The organism is Polynucleobacter sp. 35-46-11, assembly GCF_002281105.1.
The window spans coordinates 1-5,335 of sequence record NZ_NCFJ01000144.1 but is presented as its reverse complement, the minus strand read 5'-3'; the positions used below and the strand labels follow the sequence as shown (position 1 = coordinate 5,335).

General features: G+C 46.8%; 4 protein-coding genes. 2 read left to right on the top strand and 2 right to left on the bottom strand.

Features of this window, described 5'->3' with window-relative positions; translation table 11 throughout:
- Positions 1-267: 267 nt before the first annotated feature.
- A complete protein-coding gene (locus tag B7Y67_RS10305; protein WP_293598569.1) occupies positions 268-915 on the top strand; it encodes an energy-coupling factor ABC transporter permease in 648 nt (215 codons plus the stop codon).
- Between the two features lie 119 nt (positions 916-1,034).
- On the opposite strand, the gene B7Y67_RS10300 is transcribed toward B7Y67_RS10305, so the two are convergent.
- On the bottom strand, positions 1,035-3,272 hold the full coding sequence (locus B7Y67_RS10300; protein WP_293598568.1) for an NADP-dependent isocitrate dehydrogenase: 2,238 nt from the start codon (positions 3,270-3,272) through the stop codon (positions 1,035-1,037).
- 251 nt (positions 3,273-3,523) lie between these two features.
- Between B7Y67_RS10300 and B7Y67_RS10295 the strand changes: the two genes are divergently transcribed.
- Positions 3,524-4,720, top strand: coding sequence for an MFS transporter (locus B7Y67_RS10295; protein ID WP_293598567.1), 1,197 nt, complete (start codon positions 3,524-3,526; stop codon positions 4,718-4,720).
- On the opposite strand, the gene B7Y67_RS10290 is transcribed toward B7Y67_RS10295, so the two are convergent.
- Positions 4,703-5,335, bottom strand: a 633-nt coding sequence (locus B7Y67_RS10290) for a DUF6352 family protein (RefSeq protein ID WP_293598566.1), incomplete at its 5' end; no start/stop codon positions are given. The two genes, B7Y67_RS10295 and B7Y67_RS10290, sit on opposite strands and share 18 nt — an antisense overlap.

Below are 5,335 nucleotides of genomic sequence, written 5' to 3'. Positions count from 1 at the left end.
GCCAAAGGCTCCGGCAGCGGCACTTTTAATCAAGTCTCTGCGCCCCTCAAAAACTGCCTTAGGGGTGATTTCACTGGCAAGTAACTTCGGCAGATGGGTGCGCATAAATACCTTTTGGGCTACATTGTAAAAAAATTGAACTTAGAGATATTCTCCTACGGTTGGCAATTTATTGCTCAGCCCCTTATTGGGTAATAGGGTTACATCCAATACCTGATTAGCTCATACGGAGTTCAAATAAGGGTTTATTTACCCTGAAAGGGCAATATGGCCTGGATCCTAGTGGCATGTGCCATTTTCCTGTTGGGCGTCTATCAAAGTCGCCAAGGGGTTCTTCTTCAACCCCGTCTTCGCAACCTCTTTTTGGTCTGCATTCTTCTGCTAGCTGTAGCCTGGAATATTCGCGCCCACCTACCCAATAGCAACCTCGATAACTTAATCGATCTTTCCTTCCACTTTTTTGGAGCCTCATTACTAGTCGCTTTATTTGGTTTCTGGAGTGCGATCACACTCCTCTTTATCGTGGCCCTAGTTGGGGTCTTAAGCATCAGCGGTGATTTGGTAGAGGCTACTCAACACTATGTCATGGTGAGCGTCATTCCTGCAATCTTTGCTTACTGTGTCATCAAGGCGGTTGATCGACTGCTACCTAAACATTTATTTATTCTGATTTTGGGGCATGGTTATTTGGCAGCTTTTCTAAGCACCTTTGCAACCGGCGTGTTGATATACGGTTTACAACAAGCATTTAATATCACCTCATTGGCTAGCAATGATCCGGTAGGCTGGTTTTTAGGCTTACTCATCCTGTCCTTTATGGAGGGCTCGCTCTCCGGTATGTTGCTGGCTATGTTGTTAATTTATAGGCCGCAATGGGTGAGCACCTATCAAGAAGATCAGTATCTGAATGCCTAAGCTAATTAGTACGGCACTAGGCGTAAGGATCAAAAGAAGATCTGAGGGCAAGAAAAAAGGCAAACCCACTGGTTTGCCTTTTTCATTTTGCGAACTTCACCTAGTGAAGTAAAACAAGCTTATGCTACTGCTGCTTTGCTCAAGATATCGTTCAATGTTGCGCTTGGGCACATCACCGATTTGAACTTAGCTTGATCAGGCATGAAGTAGCCGCCAATATCTGCTGGCTTACCTTGCACAGCCTTGAACTCAGCAACAATTTTTTGCTCGTTCTCAGCCAAGGCTTTTGCAATCGGGGCAAAGTGGGCTTGCAATTCTTTATCTTCGGTTTGCGCAGCTAAGGCTTGAGCCCAGTACATTGCCAAGTAGAACTGGCTACCGCGGTTATCCAATTCACCAGTGCGTGGAGATGGCGACTTATTGTTATCCAACAATGTGCCAGTTGCCTCATCTAAAGTACGGGCCAAGATCTTCACTTTTGGATTATTGGTTTTATCACCGATATCTTCCAATGAAACAGCCAAGGCCAAGAACTCACCCAAAGAATCCCAACGCAAATGATTCTCTTCAACCAATTGTTGAACGTGCTTAGGAGCAGAACCACCTGCACCAGTTTCAAAGAGGCCGCCACCTGCCATCAAAGGCACGATAGACAACATCTTGGCGCTAGTGCCAAGCTCCATAATTGGGAACAAATCAGTGAGGTAGTCACGCAAAATATTGCCTGTCACTGAAATCGTATCTTTACCGCGAATGATGCGCTCCAATGTATAGCGCATTGCGCGAGTCTGAGACATGATCTGAATATCCACACCAGTTAAGTCGTAATCTTTGAGATAGGCTTGAACCTTCTTGATCAACTCAGCTTCATGTGGACGGTACTCGTCTAACCAAAATACTGCTGGAGTATTTGATAAACGCGCACGGTTTACCGCCAACTTAACCCAGTCACGAATCGGTGCATCTTTCACCTGACACATACGCCAGATATCGCCCTCTTCCACATTCTGCTCAAGCAATACTGTGCCGTCATCCGCGACAATGCGGGCAACACCAGCTTCAGCAATCTCAAAGGTCTTGTCGTGTGAGCCGTACTCCTCTGCCTGCTGAGCCATCAAGCCCACGTTTGGCACTGTGCCCATGGTTTTTGGATCAAAGTTACCGTGAGTCTTACAGAAGTTAATCATCTCTTGGTAGATACGGGCAAAAGTACTTTCTGGAATTACTGCCTTCGTGTCATGCAAGCGACCATCCGCGCCCCACATCTTGCCACCAACACGAATCATCGCTGGCATCGATGCGTCCACGATCACATCGCTTGGTGAATGCAAGTTAGTAATACCTTTGGCAGAGTCCACCATCGCCAATGCTGGGCGGTGCTCATGGCAAGCGTGCAAGTCTTGAATGATTTCTTCGCGCTTAGATTCTGGCAAAGTTTTAATCTTGTCATACAAGCTGCTCATACCATTGTTTGGATTAACGCCTAACTCTTCAAACAACTTGCCGTGCTTTGCAAATGCATCTTTGTAGAAAATCTTTACAGCATGGCCAAACACGATTGGGTGCGATACCTTCATCATGGTTGCCTTCACGTGCAAGGACAACATCATGCCAGTCTTGTAAGCATCTTCGATTTCTTTTTCGTAGAACTCGCAGAGCGCTTTCTTACTCATATACATGCTGTCAATAATTTCACCAGCAAGTAAAGAGACTTTTGGCTTGAGAACGATGGTCTTGCCACTATTTGTGACCAAATCCATCTTCACATCACATGCCTTAGTCATAGTCATTGACTTCTCACCTGCGTAGAAATCACCACCATGCATGTGAGATACGTGCGTACGGGAAGCCTGGCTCCACTCACCCATAGAGTGTGGGTTCTTGCGGGCATAACGTTTGACCGCATTTGGTGCGCGGCGATCAGAGTTACCTTCACGCAATACTGGGTTTACTGCACTACCCAAACACTTAGAGTAACGAGTACGAATTGCTTTTTCAGCGTCATCCTTAGGATCTTCTGGGAAATCGGGGATCTTGTAACCCTTAGATTGCAATTCTTTAATGGCGGCGAGCAACTGAGGCACTGAAGCACTGATATTCGGCAGCTTGATGATGTTGGTATCGGGCAATAAAGTCATACGACCCAGCTCAGCTAAGTTATCAGGCACTTTCTGCTCAGCAGTTAAGCAGTCAGAGAACTCTGCCAAGATACGTGCCGCAACAGAAATGTCGCTTTCTACAACCTGCACCCCAGCTGGCGCTGTAAAAGTACGAATGATTGGTAAAAATGCACAGGTCGCCAATAATGGCGCTTCGTCTGTCAGCGTGTAAATGATCTTTGATTTCTCTGAAGCCATTGATGTTTCCTCGATATGGATAAATATTAGGGCTCGGCCTTATACCGAACCACTCTCGCATTCCACGCGCAACACTTCAGGCGCTTTTGGCTATCTTGGGTGATATTTCACGCACTGGACCGAGACGTCTATTTTAAATCATCGAACCCGGCTATTTAAGGGGATTTAGACCCCAAACTGGCCGAAGCGGGTCAATTTCAGGGAATCCACCGAGCCAACCCAATACTCGCTTAGATCGTAAACTGTGGCGCATGACCAATAAGTACGCCCTGCTCAACAAAAACCTCGTACTGCTGATTCTCTGCCAGGGCTTGTTTTTGACCAATAATGTGACTTTTATTGCCATTAATGGCCTGGTTGGACTCAGTCTGAGCCCCGTCGCTTGGATGGCTACCCTACCTGTCATGGGCTATGTTGTTGGTGGGGCCTTCTCTACCTCGATCGTCGCCAAAACTCAAAATTACTTTGGTCGGAAGATTTCTTTTCAGCTGGGCCTATTGGTAGCAGTCATATCAGCCCTTCTTTGCGCCTATGCCGCCATTTCTAAGAATTTCTGGCTCTTGGTGCTGGGCACCTTTATTGCAGGCTATTACAGCGCTAATGGGCAACTCTATCGGTTTGCTGCTGCTGAGCTGACCGATGTCAGCCAAAGAGATAAAGCGGTCTCTTGGGTGCTAGCTGGCGGAATCCTGGGCGCTGTCATTGGGCCTAATCTTGCGTCATGGACCAAGGATTTCTTTGATACTGCGTTTTTAGGTGCATATCTCTCCCTTTCGATAGCTGGCTTGATTGGCATCATCGTGATGCAGTTCATCCACTTTCCAGAAGAATTCAAGACGCGGCATTCACTGTCCGATGGCAGAGATCTGAAGACTATTCTGATGCAACCAGTTTTTATGGTTGCGGTGATTGGTGCTTCCTTAGGTTATGGCGTCATGAACCTCCTGATGGCAGCTACTCCGCTCGCCATGCAAATTTGCGGTCTACCCTTTTCTGATACTGCTCTGGTTTTAGAGTGGCACGTGATCGGGATGTTTGCCCCCGGATTTTTTACTGGCTCACTCATTCAGCGCTTTGGCACCCTCAAAATCATGGGCGTTGGGGTCATCCTCAATCTCTTGTGCATAGCAATCGCACTATCTGGTACCGACTTACATCAATTCTTAATTGCGTTATTTTTATTGGGGGTTGGTTGGAACTTTTTATTTACGGGTTCGACCTCATTGGCGATGACGGCTTACCGCCCAGAAGAGCGTGACAAAGCTCAGGCGGCAATTAACTTCTTTGTATTTGGCACCATGGCCTTTACTTCTTTCGGCTCTGGCGCACTCATTACCTCGCAGGGCTGGAATATTTTGAACTGGGGCTCACTACTTCCAGTTGCCATCACAGCAGGTGCTTTGATTTGGCTTAGCGCCAATCGCAAGAAACTAGGAAGCTTTAGCTAAGGGCAAATTGAAGAGCAGGTTTTGCGGTTTCAGTTTGAGTAGCTTTTCATCATTCATAGCAATCGCCATATAGACTGGTTTTCCAGCCTGCGATTGGGTCACAGCAGCCTCATCGATAAAGTCGAGGCGGAATAAACAGATCACCCTCTCAAGCTCATCCGCATCTACGGGCTCTTTTTTATACAGCTTATTGAGGATATCGGATGCAGCAGCATCTAGACCAACATGCCAAGACCACTTTGGGTCAGTGATTTGCTGCATTGGGGTAATACGTACCTGAGCACCTAAAAAATGTTGTATCCATTTTTCAAGCACGCGACAAAAGTGATTAATAGGTGGCTGCCCAAAATTCAGCTGAACCGCAAAATCATGGTCCTCGGATTTCTCCCAATAGAGATCAGCATTTTCTTCATGCAGAACATCTAAGTCGATCGAGCGCATAGACATCGACTTACTCTTCAGGAGATCTAGAATATTGCCAGTCTCCCCTGCCTGTGCATTGCGAGTAACCACCTCATCGTCTGCACCCATTACAACACCATCTTCTAGCACAGTGATCTTCTGAGTCCGAAAGAAAATCTCGCCCATGCGAGCATCTAAAGGATGGCAATCTTC

Excerpts from the sequence above, each read along its gene's own strand:
- B7Y67_RS10305 (WP_293598569.1), top strand. The coding sequence starts at position 268 with ATGGCCTGGATCCTAGTGGCATGTGCCATTTTCCTGTTGGGCGTCTAT.
- B7Y67_RS10300 (WP_293598568.1), bottom strand. The coding sequence starts at position 3,272 with ATGGCTTCAGAGAAATCAAAGATCATTTACACGCTGACAGACGAAGCG.
- B7Y67_RS10295 (WP_293598567.1), top strand. The coding sequence starts at position 3,524 with ATGACCAATAAGTACGCCCTGCTCAACAAAAACCTCGTACTGCTGATT.